Consider the following 15,733-nt stretch of genomic DNA (forward strand, 5'->3'; position numbering starts at 1 on the left):
GGGACTTGGTGGAGGGCGTGGCCGTCCGGAACAATGTCTCGGTGACCCACGACGACTCGCCCCAGGCCACGACCCGCGCTCAGGCGCCGACGCCCACCGCCGCGCCCACCCGGGACGATGCGACGGCCCGGCGCAACAGCATCGTCATCTGGGTGCTCATCGTCTCCGCCTTCGTGGTGATCCTCAACGAGACGGTCATGGGCGTGGCCATCCCCCACCTCATGACCGACCTGGGCGTGACCGCGGTCGCGGCCCAGTGGCTCACCACCGCCTTCCTCCTCACCATGGCCGTGGTCATCCCGGTCACGGGATTCCTCCTGCAGCGGTTCCACACGCGCCCGGTGTTCATCGCCGCCATGACGCTCTTCGCCGCGGGCACCGCGCTCGCGGCGCTCGCCCCGGGCTTCGAGGTGCTGCTCGTCGCGCGCGTGATCCAGGCCGGCGGCACGGCGATCATGCTGCCGCTGCTCATGACGACCGTGATGCAGCTCGAGCCGCCCGCCACGCGCGGCCGTCGCATGGGGTCGATCTCGGTGGTCATCGCCGTCGCGCCCGCGATCGGCCCGACCATCTCCGGGCTGATCCTGTCCGCCCTGCCGTGGCGGTTCCTGTTCGTGTTCGTGCTTCCCATCGCGCTGACGACGCTCGCGATCGGGGCCCGGATGATCCGCAACGTGACCGAGCCGCGCGAGGCACCGCTCGACGTCCCGTCGGTCGTGCTCTCCGCGCTCGGGTTCGGCGGCATCGTGTTCGGGCTCAGCGCCATCGGCGAGCATGCCGACGGCGGCGCGGGAGCCACCACCGTGCTGGCGCTCGCGGTCGGAGGGCTCGCGCTCGCCGCCTTCGTGCTGCGACAGCTCGCGCTCCAGCGCATCGACGATGCGCTCCTCGACCTGCGCACCTTCCGCATCCCCACGTTCGCGGTGTCGATCGGGATGTTCGTCATCATGATGATGTCGCTGTTCGGCTCGATCATCCTGCTGCCGCTGTTCATGCAGGGTGTGCTGGGTCTCACGGTGCTCCAGAGCGGCCTGCTGCTGCTCCCCGGCGGCCTCATCATGGGCCTCGCGGCGCCGAGCGTCGGCCGGGCGGTCGACCGCATCGGCTCCCGCCCCCTGCTCATCCCGGGCGCGGCGATCCTGGCGGCCACCATGTGGACCCTCGCGGCGATCGTCGGCCCGGAGACCCCGTGGTGGCAGCTGCTGGCGTGCCACATCGCGCAGAGCGTGGGCCTCGCGCTCATGTTCACCCCGCTGTTCGCCGCGAGCCTGGGCTCGCTGCCGCCGCGGCTGTACTCGCACGGCTCCGCGACCGTGTCGACCGTTCAGCAGGTCGCCGCGGCCGCGGGCACCGCGCTGTTCGTGTCGACCATGGCCCGGGTGGCCACGGCGCACGAGGCGGCCGGGGAGACGGCCGCCCAGGCGCAGGCGTCCGGCATCGCGACCGCGTTCGCGATCGCGGGGGTGCTCGCGACGGGGGCGGTGGTCGCCGCGGCATTCATCCGGCGGCCCGTCGAGTCCGCCGGCGAGCAGACGGGCACCCCGATCGCTCACTAGGGGCGGGTGCGGACGAACCCGGCGCCGGGGCTACAGCTTCGGCACCTCGACCACGCCGTACACCCCGTCCGGCGCCGTGTACGCCACGGCGTCGGCGACCGGCACGTCCGCGGCCTCCATGAGCGCCACGACCTCCTCGCGCGTGCGCAGGCGCGCGCGTGTGGGTACGAGTGCCGCGAGGCGCACCAGCCGCAGCGGCCTGTCGTCGCGCATCGCCGAGAACACGAGGGACCCGCCCGGCCGCAGCAGCGCGAAGCCGCGCCGGATCGCCTCGACCGCGTGCGGCTCGTCGAGCGCCTCGACGGCGTCGACCAGGTCCACCAGGTCCTGCGTGCCGTCCTCGAGGTCCGGCGCCGTGCCCAGTTCGCCGCGCACGAACCGGTGATGCGCGGGATCCACCCCGTGGCGCACCGCGATGCGCAGCGCGACGTCGACGTCCTCGTCGCTGGCGTCGACGAAGGTCGCGGACACGTCCGTGCCGGCGGCCTCGGCCGTCGCGATCGCGCTGACGAGCGCGAACGCGTCGCCGCACCCGAGGCTCGCCCAGCGGACGGTGCCGCGCACGTCCACCAGGGAGCGCGTCGCGAGCCAGTGGACGATGCGCGAGCGGGCCCGGATGGCCCGCGCGTCCAGGGCGTGGGTCAGGAGGTGGCGGTCGGCGGCGGACAGTGCGTGCCCCGCGAAGAGCTCGTCGCCCCGGCCCGGCGACGCGACCCGCCGGGCGGCCGGCAGGTGAGGATTGGCGCGCGCGAGCGCGGTGCCGAGCGTCGCGCTCCAGGCACGAATCCCCGGCGAGCCGGCCAGCTCGCGGCGCACGTCGTCGGGAGAGCCGCCGTCCTCGAGGTCGTCCTCCCACGCCTGCATCTGCGCGTCGAGCGCCTCGCGCGCCCCCGGATCCGCGTCGGACTCGTCCTCGACCTGAACCCGCATCACGCGTAGGCCTCCAGGCTCGACTCCCGCACCGGTGACATGGACCTCGAGCCCCGCGAACGTGGGCCCCTGCGACGCGTCGGTCGCCACTGGCGTCGTCATGCACGCCTCCCCCCAGCGCCACGCGGCCGCCCCCACAGCCATGACCGCGTTCTCGCATGCTAGGAGCCGGGCGCGCGGCCCGACAAGGCCGCCGACGGAAATCGTGACCTCGCCGAGACCCGACGCCGGTCAGGCCGCGGACACCGCCACCCACGCGGGTGCCTTGGGCGGGCGCCCATCACCGGAGGACCGGCGCGTGACGCGCCGGCCCAGCCAGGGCAGCACGTAGCGGCCCATGTAGGCAGCCTCGCCCGCGACCGAGCGGGGCGGCTCGGCGAGATCGCCGCGGTCGGGAAGGACGGTCGGCACGCCCAGGTGGTCGAGCATGCGAGCGGCGACCCGCGCGTGGCCCAGGGGGTTGAGGTGGAGGCGGTCCGCGGACCAGTACGCGCCGTGCCGCATCTCGCCGTCCGAGTAGTTGTCGACGAAGGACACGTGGGGCGGCTGTGCGAGGCGCGTGCAGATCTCCATGAGGTCGTCCGCCCGCCGGGCGAACACCCTCCCACGGGGCAGGCGCGCGGTCGGGTCCGGGCCGCTGAGGAGCACGAGCCGCACCCCGGCTTGGCCGGCGAGGTCGACCACGCGCGACACCAGGTCCTCGACGCGGGCGGGATCCCATCCCGGCCGCATCATGTCGTTGCCGCCGCCGTTGAAGGTGAGCACGTCCGGCGGTGGGTCGAGCGCGAGCGCGGCGTCGCACTGCTCCGTCGCGATCGTCTCGAGCAGGCGCCCCCGGATCGCGAGGTTGGCGTAGTGCACGTCCCGCCCGGCCCCGGCCAGGCCCGCGGCGACAAGGTCGGCCCACCCGCGCATCGTCCCGTCGGCGAGCGGGTCCCCGACCCCCTCGGTAAAGCTGTCCCCGATTGCCGCAAATCTCACGGCCAGCACCCTAGCCCGAACCGGGGACGACGCGCCGCGGCGGTCAGCGCACGAAGGCCGTCACATCCGAGTCGCTCGCGCCCATCTCCACCCGGCGCCGCATGTCCTCGCGCATCTCCGGCAGCGCGTCGAGCGGGAACCAGCGGGCATCGGTGTTCTCGCCGTCGGCGGGGTGCGGCTCGCCGCTGATGTACCGGCAGCGGAAGGTGAAGTCGACGTACTGGGAGACGTCCCCGTTCTCGTAGGTCACCGGGGGCAGCACGTGCACCCACGAGAGCACCTCCGGCTCCGCCACGACGTCCGCCTCCTCGAGGCATTCGCGCACGGCCGCGACGGCGGGCTCCTCCCCCGGGTCCACGATGCCCGTCACCGGGGTCCACTGGCCGTTGTCCGCGCGCCGGACCAGCAGCACCTCGCGCCCGTTGCCCGAGGGCGCGGGGCGCAGCACCACCGCGGTCGCGCCGGGCAGCCACAGCATGTCGTGACCGATCTTGGAGCGCAGGTCGAGAACGAAGTCCGGAGTCGCCATGGCCGCCACGCTACGGCACCGCACGGGGCGACCTCAGGGACCCTGGGGCCGCCCCGCATCGGCCGCCACCACAGCGACCACCACGCGCCGGTGGTAGCTCCGGGCACGTCTCACCCCCAAGACGAGCCCAGAGCTACCGCTGGGAGGCCAGGCGCCCGACCCCCCCCTACCCGACCGCGACCCGCGAGCGCACGCCCGCGTGCTTGCCCGCCAGGTAGCCGAACACCAGCGCCGGGCCCAGCGTCGAGCCGGCCCCCGGGTAGGTGCGCCCCACCACCGACGCCGAGCAGTTCCCCGCCGCGTACAGCCCCTCGATGACCGTGCCGGACGTCGACAGCACCCGCGCGTTCTCATCCGTGAGCAGCCCGCCCTTGGTGCCCAGGTCGCCCAGGATGATCTTCACCGCGACGAACGGCCCGTGGGCGATCTCGCCCAGGTTCGGGTTGGGTCCGTGCGTGGGGTCGCCGTAGTAGTTGTCGTAGGCGTCCTTGCCGCGGCCGAAGTCCTGGTCGACCCCGTCCCGCGCGAAGGAGTTGAACCGCTGGATGGTCGCCTTGAAGTTGTCCTTCGGCACGCCCATCTTCTCCGCGAGCTCCTCGAGCGTGTCCGCCTGGACCGCGCTACCCTCCTCGAACAGCGCCTTCTTGCCCATGAGGAAGGCGTTGTTGAGGTAGCGGCGGCGGTGACGCACGTCGAGGATCATCCACGAATGGTTGGTGCGCTCGAGCCCGCGCTCGATCATCGCGTGCCCGAAGTCCACGTAGCTGGTCGACTCGTTGACGTACCGCTGCCCCTCCTGGTCCACCACGATGGTGAACGGCATGGACCGCTCGGAGACGATGAACGTGGCACCGTGCTCCCCGGCAGGGACCACCGACGGACCCCACCAGGCGTCGTCCATGAGCGCGACCTCCGCGCCGTGCCGTATGCCGATCTCGATCGCGGTGCCCAGGTTGTCCGGGCTGCCCGACGAGTACTCCTGGTCCAGCCCCTGGTACGTGGCCCGCCACGCGGCGTTGTGGTCGAAGCCGCCGGCGCCCAGGTGCACGCCCGCGCGCGTGCGAATGCGCCGCTCGCCCTCGGGCCCGGCCACCACGGCGCCCACCACGGCCCCGTCCTCGACGATCAGGTCGGTCAGCGGCGTGGCGAGCCTCACCTCGGTGCCCTGCTCGAACTTGGCGATCCACATCAGCCGCGCCGCGAGCGACATCCCCAGCCCCGAGGGCCGCTGGCCCACGGCGTAGCGGCCCAGGGTGCGCAGCACCATGCGCGCGCCGCCCACCGCGCCGGAGAACGTCGACCACGCCCTCGCCAGCAGGTAGGTGTCGCCCGCGAACATCGCGATCGGGGGCAGCGCCTTGCGCGCGTGGTCGTACCAGTCGCCGAACTTCTTGGTGTCGAACGGCGCGGGCTCCACGGTGCGTCCTCCGGCGATGCCGCCGGGAAGGTCCGGGTAGTAGTCCGGGTAGTACCGCGCGGGCTTCCATTCCATGCCGTGGCGCTCGAGCCACGAGTAGACCACCGGAGCGGCTCGCACGAACGCCCGGCGACGGGGAAGGGACGATGCGGGGCCCACCTCGTCGGGCGTGCCGACGCACGCGTCGAGGTACGTGAGCACCTTCTCCTCCGAGTCGGGGACGCCCAGGTCGCTCATGCCGGGGTGGGTCGGCAGCCAGCAGCCTCCGCCGCTCATCGCGGTCGAGCCTCCCCACTCCTCCGCGCCCTCGATCACCAGGACGTCGAGCCCTTCGTCCTTCGCCGCGATCGCGGCCGACATCGCGGCCGCTCCCGTGCCGACGACCAGGAGGTCGACCTCCTCGTCGAAATGCGTCATCACATTCTCCTCATGTCCGGGGACCGGACAGCGTTGTCCGGTAGCCATCAGGGTAGCGCGCGAGGGCGCGGATGAGGAGGGCTGGACGCCGGGTCGCGCTAGGTTGATGCCGTGACGACGACCCACACCGACCGCCGCGCCATCTTCCTCGACATCGACGGCACGTACGCCGACCACGGCGAGGTGCCCGAGGCCCACGCGGACGCGGTGCGCGCCGCCCGACGCGCCGGCCACGCGGTGCTGCTGTGCACCGGCCGGCCGCGCCCGATGATCCCGGCGCACATCCTCGAGGCGGGCTTCGACGGCGTCGTGGCGAGCGCCGGGGCGCATGTGGAGATCGACGGCCAGGTGCTGCTCGACCGCCGCTTCCCCGAGGACCTCGCCGCGCGCACCCGCGAGACCCTCGACGCCCACGGGACCACCTACGTGCTCGAGGCGCCCGACGCGAACTACGCGCTGCCACACGCGCGCCGGACCCTGATGGAGCTCATGTCGGAGCGCTGGCGCCGCGGCGGCGACGCCGCACCCACGCGCGGCCCCCAGGACGTGCTCGCGTCGATCCTGGCCGCCGAGTCGCTCGAGGGCATCAGCTTCGCCAAGATCACCACCTTCGCCGGCCGCACGCCGCTCGCCCAGGTGGCGCTCGAGATCGGCCCCGAGGTGGCCGCCATCCCCTCCTCGATCCCCGAGATGGGCGACGGCGCCGGCGAGCTGTACCTGTCAGACATCCACAAGGCCGTCGGGATGGCCATCGCGCTCGCGCACCTGGGCTTCGAGCACGAGGCGTCCGTGGCGTTCGGCGACGGCCTCAACGACCTCGAGATGCTCGCCTCCGCCGGCATCGGCGTGGCGATCGCGGATGCCGAGCCGCGCGTCATCGCCGCCGCGGACCGCGTGTGCGCCGGCCCCGCCACGTCCGGGCTCGCGACAGCGTTCGCGGAGCTCGGACTGCTCGATACCTGAGGTCCGGGCAGGCCCGAGAGCCGACGCCCGGGCGGGCCCGAGCCCGCCCGGGAAACAGAAGAGGCCGCCCTCGCGGGCGGCCTCTTCTCAAGTGCTGTCTCAACACTTCGTGGAGCTGAGGGGACTCGAACCCCTGACCCCCTGCATGCCATGCAGGTGCGCTACCAGCTGCGCCACAGCCCCAGATCCTTCAGGACCGGTGCCCCGAAGGGCGTAGACAACTATAGCGGATGAATTCCCAAGAGTGTTAATCGGCTCCCCGACCCACCCCGGGAGGCCCCCGAGGAAGGGCTCAGACCGCGCTCATCCCGTACCGCTCGAGCGACCAGTGACCCGGAGTCGCGCGCAGCACGTTCCAGCTCGCGTGCTCGAGCTTGCCCAGCAGGGTCGACTCGAGCGGGAGCCCCAGCAGCGCCAGCGAGCCGAGCATGATCGAGCTCCCGTGACTCACCGCGACGACCAGCGACGCGTCCTCACACGCCTCGGCGAGGCCCTCGGCCACGCGCGCGGCGGTGTCGGCGGCGGTCCCCCACCCCTCGATCCGCGGGTCCAGCCCGCGCCGACGCCGCTCGTAGTCCTCGGGCCAGCCCTCCCGCACCTCGTCCCAGGTGCGCCCCTCCCACTCGCCGTACGAGCGCTGGGTGAGCCGCGCATCGGCCACCGCGTCGACGCCGGCGACGTCCGTGACGGCCTGCGCCGTCGCGACGGCGCGCTGGAGCGGCGAGGTGACGATCCGGTCGGGGGTCCCGTAGGCCTCCACGAGGGCCGATGCGGCGGCACGGGCGTCGGCCAGGCCCTGGGCGCCGATGGGCACGTCGAGCGAGCCCTGAAGCCGGCCCTCGGCGTTGTACTCGGTGCGGCCGTGGCGCAGGACGATCAGGACGGTCATCGCGCGACCTCCACCGCCGGGGCGCCCACGTTGTGACGCTCGAGCGACCAGCCGCCGCCCGCCGCGGGGGCCAGGCGCGACCAGGCCGCGTTCTCGAGCTTGCCCAGGGTGCGGCCGGTGAGCGGGAGCCCCAGCAGCGACAGCAGCAGCATGCGTCCCGACGAGCCGTGCGCGACGAGCACCAGGTCGCCCGACACGCGCGACACCCACTCGTGGGCCGCGGCGCTCATGCGCGCGGCGACGGTCTCGTGGCGCTCGTAGCCGTCGAAGTCGGGCTCGAAGCCGGCCATCCAGGCGGAGTGGTCGTCGGGGAACCGCTCGGCGCGCTCGTGCGCCAGCAGGCCCTCCCAGTGGCCGTAGCGCCGCTCCCCTAGGCGCGCGTCGCGGTGCAACTCGCAGCCGCGGTCGCCCACGATGATGTCCGCGGTCTCCATCGCACGTCCGAGCGTCGAGGAGACCACCACGGGGTCGCCGTCGAGCGCCGGCCACAGCGAGTCGCGGGCCGCGCGCGCCTGCGCCCGTCCCGTGTCGTTGAGGGGGATGTCCGAGGAGCCCTGCAGGCGCCCGGCCAGGTTCCAGTCCGTCTGTCCGTGACGGACCACGAACAGCCGGGTCACTCGCCGGGCTCGAGGTCGAGCGCGATGACCGGGCAGTCCTTGTACAGGCGCTCGAGCTCGTAGTACGCGCGGTCCTCGTCGTGCATGACGTGCACCGTGAGGTCCGCGAAGTGCAGCAGCGCCCAGTGGCCCTCGCGCACGCCCTCGCGGACGAGCGCGTGCGCGTCGTGCTTGGCGAGCTCCTCCTCGACGGCCTCCGCGATCGCGACCACCTGCCGCTCGTTCGAGGCGGAGGCGATGACGAACGTGTCCGCCATGGGGCTCAGACCGGACACGTCGAGGGCGACGATGCTGTGGGCCTTCTTGTCGTCGGCCGCCCGGGCCGCCACGCGCGTCAGTTCCAGCGCGTGCTCGGTCGCGGCCATCAGGCGTTCCCCGTGAGGTGCCAGACGAGCACACCGAGCAGGAAGGCGACCGCGCCGATCACCGCGAGGTTCGCCCACCCGAAGCCGTGCGCGGCCTCCGGGTGGTCCATCTCGCGGCGCGGTGCGGGCTCGACCGGGATGTCGGTCGCCGGGCGCTCGTCGCCCACCTGCCCCTCGGGGGCGTCGCCCGCCGACGAGGTGGTCGCGGCGTAGCCCTGCATGATCCGCGTGAAGTCCGGGATCGGGATGTCCTCGGACGGCGTGTAGTCCTCGACCTCGCGGGGCGTGGCCTGGCGCAGCGGGTGCGCGTCCCAGATCGAGGTGGCCGCGGCCGATGCGACGGGCAGCTCCCCGGACGACGGCGCCCCTGCGGGGTGCAGGCCGGGTGTGCCGTCCTCGGCGCCGACCGCGGGGGTGTCGACCCGGACGCCGACCGGAGCGAGCTCCTCGACGACGGTGGCGTCGACATCGGAGTCCTCGGCAACCGAGCTCTCCGGCGCCTCGTCCGCCGCGGCAGTGTGCTCGGCAACCGTGTCGTCGGCAACCGTGTCGTCGGCAACCGTGTCCTCGGCGGGCGCGGACTCCGCCTGCTCGGCGGCCTCCTCGGCGGTCTCTGCCTCGGCCATGGCGGGCGCTGCCGCGGGGCGCCAGAGCCCGGGCATACCGCCCTGGGGGGTCCGGCCCGGGGTCGCGTCGCGGTCGGTCTCCTCCTGGGTGGCGGCCTCGTCGGACGCGATCTCCTCGTCGGCCGTGTCCTCGGTCTCGACGGCGTCGGCGGTCGACTCCGGGGCGGCCTGGCGGCCGGCGCCCGGCGCGGCGGCGGGACGCAGCTGCGCGGCGGTCATGCCGGCCATGGCGGCCTCGGTGAGGCGACGGATCTCCGCGGCGCCGTCGGCCTGACCCTGCGCGGGGGCCTCGACGGCCTCCGGCGCCTCGGGCGCGGCCTGCTGGCTGGCGAGGCGCTCGCGCAGGCGGCGGGCCTGCAGCGAGCCCGGGGGGAAGAGCGACTCGAGCTCGGCGGGGATGCCGCCTCCCGGCGTCAGCGCGTCGACGGCGCGGCGGCCCTCGTCCGTGCCGGGCGCGGCGGAGGCCTGGGGGTCGTTGTCGGCGGCGGGCGCCTGGGTCGGCGTGGGCGCGGCGGGCGCCTGGGTGCCCGCCATCCGCGGCGCGAGGCCGAACCTGAACGGGGTGCGCTTCGGCAGGGTCGGCGCCTGCGGGGCGGGCTCGGCGGCGGGCTCGCCACCGGCATCGCCGCCCGGCTGAGCGGTCGGCTCCTCGGGCTCCTCGCCCGCCGGCGACTCATCACCGGGTGCCTCATCACCGGGTGCCTCATCACCGGGGGCCTCGTCGATCGGCGCCTCAGCCACCGGCGCCTCGTCGACGACGGCCTGGTCGGCCGGCGCCTCGGGCGTCGACTCGACCGCGGGCTCCCCCGCGGCCTCGGCGACCTCGGCCTCTGCGGCGACCACCGCATCGTCCACCGGCGCGGCGGCCTTCGCCGCCTTCTCGGCCTTCTCCGCCTTGCCAGCCTTTTCGGCCTTCTTCGCCTTCTTGGCCTTCTTCGCCTCGTCGCGGGCGCGGCGCTCGACGGCCTCCTGCTGGTCGAGCGCCTCGGGAGTCATCGCGGGGATCTGCCCCGTCGCGATCATCTCCTCCTCGGCCGTCCAGGTCTCGAGGGGACGCTCCTGGCGCTCGAGGCGGCGGCGCTCCTTGCGCGACAGCGCGACGCCGTCGGGGCTGGTCGCCGGAGCGTCGACGGAGATCTCCGGGATCGCCGCGGTCGGCTGCTCCTGGGCGGCCTTCCTGGCCTCGGCCTCGCGTCGCTCGCGGCGCGACATGGGCCTGCCCTGGTCAGTCATCAAGTCCTCCGTCATACAGACCGTGCTCGGCGATGTACTCGGCCACCCGGCGGGGGACGAGGTAGCGGATCGGACGTCCGTTCCTCACCCGGCGACGCACATCGGTCGAGGATATCGCCAATTCGGGGGCCTCCACCAACACGTGAGGCCACTCCAGCCTCACCAACGAGTGACCGGGCCGGGTCACTCCCACGAAGGTCGCCAACTCGGTGAGCCGCTCGGGCTCGCGCCACTCGTCGAGGCGGGCCAGCGCATCGGCCCCCGTGATGAAGAACAGCTCCGCGTCCGGGCGCTGCGCGCGCAGGTCCATGAGCGTGTCGACCGTGTAGGTGGTGCCGCCGCGCTCGATGTCGACCGGGGAGACGGCGAGGCGCTCGTCGTCCTCGGCGACCAGGCGGCACATCGCGAGCCGATGCGCGGGGGACGCCGCCTCCATGCCCTCCTTGAACGGCTGGCCGTTCGCGGGCACCAGCAGGACCTGGTCCAACCCCAGCTCGGCGCAGACCTCGGACGCGATCGCGAGGTGACCCAGATGGATCGGGTCGAACGTGCCTCCGAGCACGCCGACGCGCGCGATCCCAGCCCCCACGTCAGTGGCGCGAGCCCAGGCTCCGGAACGCGTAGGTGACGAACAGCAGGCCCATCAGGCCGGTGAAGGCCAGCAGCCCGATCGCGGGCGCGGGGATGGGGAGTTCGTTGACGACGTGCTCGGCGGTGGTGGCGACCTCGGTGATCACAGGGGGGACTCCTCTCGTCGCTCCCGAGTATGCCACCGCGAGGGACGATGCGGGGGAGACCTACGGACGAATCTGGCCCTCGCCGTAGACCACCCAGGTGGTGGTGGTGAGCTCGGCCAGGCCCATGGGTCCGCGGGCGTGCAGCTTCTGGGTCGAGATGCCGATCTCCGCTCCCAGCCCGAACTCGCCGCCGTCCGTGAAACGGGTCGACGCGTTGACCATGACGGCCGCCGAGTCAATCCGGGACACGAAGGCGTTCGCCGCGTCGACGTCGCTCGTCACGATCGCCTCGGTGTGGCCGGTCGAGTAGCGGCCGATGTGCGCGAGGGCCTCCTCCATCGAGTCGACCATCCGGACCGCGAGGTCGAGCGACAGGTACTCGGTGGCCCAGTCCTCCTCCGTGGCGGGCACGGTGGCGACGTGGGCGGGCGCGAGCGCCGCGATCGCGGCGTCGACGTGGAGCGTCACGCCCTTGTCCGCGAGCGCCGTGAGCACCGCAGGGACGTGCGCGGCCGCGTCCTGGTGGACCAGCAGGGTCTCCGCCGCGTTGCACACGCCCACGCGGTGGGTCTTGGAGTTGACCACGATGTCGACCGAGCGCTCGAGGGGCGCCGTCGCGTCGAGGTAGACGTGGCAGTTGCCCTCGCCCGTCTCGATCGCCGGCACCGTCGAGTCGCGCACCACGGTCTGGATGAGGTCGCGGCCGCCGCGCGGCACCAGCACGTCGACCAGGCCGCGCGCGTTCATGAGGACGCGGGCGCCGGGGCGGCCGTGCGCGTCGATGGACTGGACCAGGTCGCGGGGCAGTCCCAGGCCCTCGAGCGCGTCCTGCAGCACGGCCACGATGACCTCGTTGGAGCTCGCCGCCGCCGAGCCGCCGCGCAGCACCGCCGCGTTGCCGGACTTCAGCGCGAGGCCCGCCGCGTCGACCGTCACGTTGGGTCGCGCCTCGTAGATCATGCCCACGACGCCCATGGGGACCTGCTTCTGCACCAGGCGCAGGCCGTTGGGCAGGGTCGAGCCGCGGCGGATCTCCCCCACCGGGTCGGGCAGCGTCGCGACGTAGCGCAGCGCGTCCGCGATGGTGGCGATGCGGGCCTCGTCGAGCGCGAGCCGGTCGAGCAGGCCGGGCTTCATGTCGTTCGCGCGGCCGCGCTCGAGGTCCTTCGCGTTGGCCTCGACGATGCGCGGCGCCTGGGCGACCAGGGCATCGGCCATGGCGTGAAGGGCCTGGTCCTTGACGGCGCGGGTGGCGGTCGCGAGCGTGCGCGACGCGGCCTTGGCCCGGCGGCAGACGTCCAGGACGGCGGTCTCGACGTCCGATGCGATGGCGGTGTCGGTCATAACGGACAAGTGTAGGCGCGCCGCCCCGCGGACACTCCGCACGGATCCTGATCCGACACGCCGCTCCCGAGGGCCGATGCACGGGTGGCGCCCGGCGTGTCGGCCGCCAGTCCGTGCGGAGTGTCCGGCAACGAGCGGACGGCTCAGCGCGCCCGGGCCGGCGCGACCGCGTGCGCGACGTCCGGCCTGCCCTCGCCGGTCCCCCGCCGGCGCAGCGCCTTGTCCACCTCGACCACGGCCACGACGAACGCCGTGAGCCCCAGGCACGCGAGCCACTGCCCGCCGGTGAGCGACGTCGTGTCGAGCCACCTCTGCAGGAAGCCCACCTCCGTCACCGCGACGAGGAACAGGACCGGCCCGACGAGGATGCGCGGCGCCCTCCCCCACGGCGCGGTCAGCCCGGACTCGGGGTCGCGGCGCAGCTGCAGCCCGGTGGTGAGCGTCCCGAGCCCCACGATGATGAACGCCATCGTCATGGGCGCCGAGGCCTCGTCCGGGGACATCTGGTCCTGCCCCACCAGCAGCGGCACGAACGCCGCGACGAACAGCGCCGCCCCGTACAGGGCCCACCGCATCACGTTCGGCCCCGCGGCCAGCCCGGCCGACGGGTCGCGCGGCGGCCGCTGCATGAGTCCCGGCGGCGACGGCTCAACGATGATGAGCAGCACCGCGAAGATGACGATCACGAAGTTGAGCGTGAGCGCCATGGTCGGGGTGAGCGCGACGCCCTCGTTGAGGTTGATCGCGCTCGCCACCAGGAAGAGCAGCAACAGGGCGATCAGCTGCGACATCTGGAACGTGAGGTAGCTCGCGATCTTCTGATAGACCACCCGGCCCAGGTGCACGGCCTTGACCAGCGTCGCGAAGTTGTCGTCCGTGAGCACGAGTTTGGCGGCCTGCTTGGTCACCTCCGAGCCCGACCCCATCGCCACGCCGATGTCCGCCTGCTTGATGGCCGCCGCATCGTTCACCGCGTCGCCGGTCATGGCGACCACCTCGCCGCGCTCCTGGAGGCGCTGGACCAGCCGCAGCTTGTCCTGCGGCGTGACCCGGCCGAAGACCGACAGGCGGTCGAGGCGCGCGTCCACCTGCGCATCGGTCATGGCCGCGAAGTCCGCGCCCGCGATGCCGTCGCCGGGCAGCGACAGCTCCCGCCCGATCGCCGTCGCCGTCACCACGTGGTCGCCCGTGATCATGCGCACGGCGATGCCCGCGGCGTGGGCCTCGTCGACGGCCACCTTCGCCTCGGGCCGCAGCGGGTCGACGATGCCGACCACGCCCACGAAGGCGAGGTCCCGCACGGCGGCCATGGGGTCCGCGACGGCGGCCTCCTCCTGATCCGCGTCGATGAGGCGCAGGGCGAGGGCCAGGGTCCGCAGGCCCTGCGAGGAACGATGCTCGATCTCCTCGGTGACGTCGTCCGCCAGGTCCGTGATGGGCACCTGGGTGCGGCCCGCGACGAACGCGGTCGCGGAGCGGGCCAGGAGCACGTCGGGGGCACCCTTGACGATGCAGATCATCCGCCGCTCGCCCTGCCACTGGACGTGGTGGAAGGTGGCCATGAACTTGTAGTCCGAGTCGAAGGGAACCTCCGCCTCGCGCGGGAAGCGGCGCTTGATCTCGGGGACGTCGACGCCCAACTTCTCCGCGAGCACCACGAAGGCGGCCTCCGTCGGGTCTCCCACCACGACGCCGTCGGGGCTCACCGTCGCGTCGTTGGGCAGCGCGAGGGCATAGGCGATGGGCGCGCCCAGCGGCACCTCGTCGCCCTGCGAGCGCCGCACCCGACCGTCGAACGAGTAGCCCGCGCCGTCGACCGTGAAGGTCTCGCCGCCCACCCAGACGCTGCGCGCCATCATCTCGTTCATGGTCAGCGTACCGGTCTTGTCCGAGCAGATCGCGCTCGTCGCACCCAGCGTCTCCACGTCGTTGAGGGACGCGATGACGGCCTTGGACTCCGCGAGGCGGGACGCGCCCCACGACAGCAGCCCCTGCACGAACGTGGGCATGCCGGTGGGGATCGCGGAGATGGCCACCGCGGTGCCCAGGAACATCACGTCCGCGAACGCCTGGCCGCGCGCCAGCCCCGCGACCACGATGACCGCGACCGCGCCCCACGCCACCGCGCCGATGATCCGCGTGAGCCGGCCCAGCTCCTTCTGCAGCGGCGACTGCACCCGCTCGACGCTGGACAGCATCGTGGCGATCGCGCCCATCTCCGTCGCCATGCCGGTCGCGACCACGAGCGCGGTCGCCGTGCCGCGGGTGACGGAGGTGTTCTGGTAGAGCATCGACCGCCGGTCCCCCAGCCCCGTGGCCGGGTCCGGCAGCGCATCGGCGGACTTCTCGATGGGCGCGCTCTCGCCCGTGAGGGCCGCCTCCTGGGTCTCGAGGGCGTTCGCGCGGACGATGCGCGCGTCGGCCGGGACGATGTCCCCCGCCTCGAGCTCGATCACGTCCCCGGGGACCAGCTCGGGCGCGGGGATGGAGGTCAGGGCCCCGTCGCGCAGGGCGCGCACCTGGGGCACCTGCATGGTCGCGAGCGCATCGACGCTCGCCTGGGCCTTGCGCTCCTGGCTGGCGCCCGACCAGACGTTGAACACCACGAGCAGCCCGATGAGCACCGCCGTCGAGCCCTGGCCGATCACCGCGGAGATCACCGTCACCGCCAGCAGCATGAGGTTCATGGGGTCGGCGAGCTGGCAAAGCGCCATCTGCCAGAAGGTCGCGGGCGCGGCCGCCGTGAGCTCGTTGGGGCCGTAGGTCGCCCGCCGCGCGGTCACCTGCTGGCCGCTCAGTCCGGTCAGCCCGACCCCCAGGTCATCGGCCGCCTCCGCGGGCGTCATCGCCCACCACGCCGTCCCGTCCCGCTGGGTAGCATCCGCGCTCATACCAGGCCCCTTCGCTCGATGCTTCGAGTCTAGGGAGCCGACGCGCGCGCCGCGAGGCAGGATCGCCTCCGCCACGCCGCCGCGTCACGCCTCCCGCGGGGTCACCGCCCCCGCGACGTCACCCCTGCCTCGACGTCACTCCTCCACACACGCCGGCCGGATTTCGCCGCGAAATTGCTGATATCGCGCCGACACGCCGACGACACGCCGGTCCGTGTGTGGACCAGCGCAGAAATCG

Annotated in this window: 14 protein-coding genes and 1 tRNA gene; 2 read left to right on the top strand and 13 right to left on the bottom strand. The window is 73.4% G+C overall.

Going from position 1 to position 15,733, the window contains the following annotated elements; all coding sequences use genetic code 11:
• Positions 1-41 precede the first annotated feature (41 nt).
• The gene (locus AOM03_RS04595; RefSeq protein WP_062378587.1) at positions 42-1,556 is read left to right on the top strand and encodes a DHA2 family efflux MFS transporter permease subunit; all 1,515 of its coding nucleotides are present in this window, start codon (positions 42-44) and stop codon (positions 1,554-1,556) included.
• A 30-nt stretch (positions 1,557-1,586) separates the two neighbouring features.
• Here the strand turns inward: AOM03_RS04595 and AOM03_RS04600 are convergent, their stop codons facing one another.
• The 4 genes from AOM03_RS04600 to AOM03_RS04615 all read right to left on the bottom strand — a co-directional run bounded on the left by AOM03_RS04600 (position 1,587) and on the right by AOM03_RS04615 (position 5,830).
• Complete coding sequence (locus AOM03_RS04600; RefSeq protein ID WP_162197261.1) at positions 1,587-2,588, bottom strand: methyltransferase domain-containing protein; 1,002 nt, start codon at positions 2,586-2,588, stop codon at positions 1,587-1,589.
• Between the two features lie 129 nt (positions 2,589-2,717).
• Positions 2,718-3,467, bottom strand: coding sequence for an SGNH/GDSL hydrolase family protein (locus AOM03_RS04605; RefSeq protein WP_062378591.1), 750 nt, complete (start codon positions 3,465-3,467; stop codon positions 2,718-2,720).
• Positions 3,468-3,510: 43 nt separating this feature from the next.
• Entirely contained in the window at positions 3,511-3,996 is a 486-nt protein-coding gene (locus AOM03_RS04610; RefSeq protein WP_062378593.1) for an NUDIX hydrolase, read from the bottom strand.
• 166 nt (positions 3,997-4,162) lie between these two features.
• The gene (locus AOM03_RS04615) at positions 4,163-5,830 is read right to left on the bottom strand and encodes an FAD-binding protein (RefSeq protein ID WP_062378596.1); all 1,668 of its coding nucleotides are present in this window, start codon (positions 5,828-5,830) and stop codon (positions 4,163-4,165) included.
• A gap of 111 nt (positions 5,831-5,941) precedes the next feature.
• Here AOM03_RS04615 and AOM03_RS04620 point away from each other — a divergent pair, with 111 nt between their 5' ends.
• Positions 5,942-6,793 (top strand): HAD-IIB family hydrolase, encoded by an 852-nt coding sequence (locus tag AOM03_RS04620; protein ID WP_062378598.1) that lies wholly within the window; start codon positions 5,942-5,944, stop codon positions 6,791-6,793.
• 110 nt (positions 6,794-6,903) lie between these two features.
• On the opposite strand, the gene AOM03_RS04625 is transcribed toward AOM03_RS04620, so the two are convergent.
• From AOM03_RS04625 to AOM03_RS04660, 9 genes are all read right to left on the bottom strand, one after another.
• A tRNA-Ala gene (locus tag AOM03_RS04625) sits at positions 6,904-6,976 on the bottom strand.
• Positions 6,977-7,085: 109 nt separating this feature from the next.
• Positions 7,086-7,682 (bottom strand): histidine phosphatase family protein, encoded by a 597-nt coding sequence (locus AOM03_RS04630; RefSeq protein WP_062378600.1) that lies wholly within the window; start codon positions 7,680-7,682, stop codon positions 7,086-7,088.
• Entirely contained in the window at positions 7,679-8,299 is a 621-nt protein-coding gene (locus AOM03_RS04635) for a histidine phosphatase family protein (RefSeq protein WP_062378602.1), read from the bottom strand. Before AOM03_RS04635 ends, AOM03_RS04630 begins: the two co-directional genes overlap by 4 nt.
• Positions 8,296-8,664: a ribosome silencing factor gene (rsfS, locus tag AOM03_RS04640; RefSeq protein ID WP_062378605.1), complete on the bottom strand. Its 369-nt coding sequence runs from the start codon at positions 8,662-8,664 to the stop codon at positions 8,296-8,298. The genes AOM03_RS04635 and rsfS overlap by 4 nt, the downstream gene beginning before the upstream one ends.
• Entirely contained in the window at positions 8,664-10,523 is a 1,860-nt protein-coding gene (locus tag AOM03_RS04645; RefSeq protein WP_156157612.1) for a hypothetical protein, read from the bottom strand. Before AOM03_RS04645 ends, rsfS begins: the two co-directional genes overlap by 1 nt.
• Positions 10,516-11,085: a nicotinate-nucleotide adenylyltransferase gene (nadD, locus tag AOM03_RS04650; RefSeq protein WP_265101846.1), complete on the bottom strand. Its 570-nt coding sequence runs from the start codon at positions 11,083-11,085 to the stop codon at positions 10,516-10,518. Before nadD ends, AOM03_RS04645 begins: the two co-directional genes overlap by 8 nt.
• Positions 11,086-11,113: 28 nt before the next feature.
• The gene (locus AOM03_RS12850) at positions 11,114-11,260 is read right to left on the bottom strand and encodes a hypothetical protein (protein ID WP_169746412.1); all 147 of its coding nucleotides are present in this window, start codon (positions 11,258-11,260) and stop codon (positions 11,114-11,116) included.
• 60 nt (positions 11,261-11,320) lie between these two features.
• Positions 11,321-12,604: a glutamate-5-semialdehyde dehydrogenase gene (locus tag AOM03_RS04655; protein ID WP_062378611.1), complete on the bottom strand. Its 1,284-nt coding sequence runs from the start codon at positions 12,602-12,604 to the stop codon at positions 11,321-11,323.
• Positions 12,605-12,747: 143 nt separating this feature from the next.
• Positions 12,748-15,495 (bottom strand): cation-translocating P-type ATPase, encoded by a 2,748-nt coding sequence (locus AOM03_RS04660; RefSeq protein WP_062378613.1) that lies wholly within the window; start codon positions 15,493-15,495, stop codon positions 12,748-12,750.
• Between the last annotated feature and the right edge of the window lie 238 nt (positions 15,496-15,733).

The sequence above is a fragment of the Demequina pelophila genome (genome assembly GCF_000971175.1).
Taxonomy (GTDB): Bacteria; Actinomycetota; Actinomycetes; order Actinomycetales; family Demequinaceae; genus Demequina; species Demequina pelophila.